This window comes from Bartonella sp. AA2SXKL (assembly GCF_042197205.1).
GTDB lineage: Bacteria > Pseudomonadota > Alphaproteobacteria > Rhizobiales > Rhizobiaceae > Bartonella.
In genome coordinates this window covers 325-730 of the sequence record NZ_JBHIRN010000138.1, presented here as the reverse complement: position 1 = coordinate 730, position 406 = coordinate 325, and the positions used below count along the sequence as shown (strand labels likewise).

At 50.5% G+C, this 406-nt stretch carries 1 protein-coding gene; it reads right to left on the bottom strand.

What is annotated here, in order from left to right; all coding sequences use genetic code 11:
* Positions 1-406 (bottom strand): hypothetical protein (locus tag ACFINS_RS10290; RefSeq protein WP_375706213.1); only part of this gene is annotated, 406 nt, incomplete at both ends.

The following is a 406-nucleotide window of genomic DNA, read 5'->3' as shown; positions in this document are numbered from 1 at the left end:
TTTGGAGATCAACACCCCCATGGCTGCCCAAAACAAGCTTCCCAGCAGCCCCCGTTGCTGCCATATCAACCCCACCGGCTAAAAGATGCGCCCTGATATCACCACCAGCATGTGCTTTTAAATTGCCCCCAGACAAAATAGTGCCACCAATGGTCAGATCACCGCCCGTTGCAAACGCTATATCAGCCCCTGCCCCTAGCCCAGAGACTTTGATGGCTTCGCGCGAAGACAGCTGCATGTTGCCTCCAGAGGTCGCTTGCCCGGCAATGGTTAAAAGCCCTTCTTGTGCCTCTGCTATAAAATGACCATCTGCCCCAATGGTTTCTAACGTCACATCTTTTTTTGCCGCAATCTCAATATGCTTTTTGGATGCAATGTGTTTTGCAAACACACTCTGGCTTTTTGA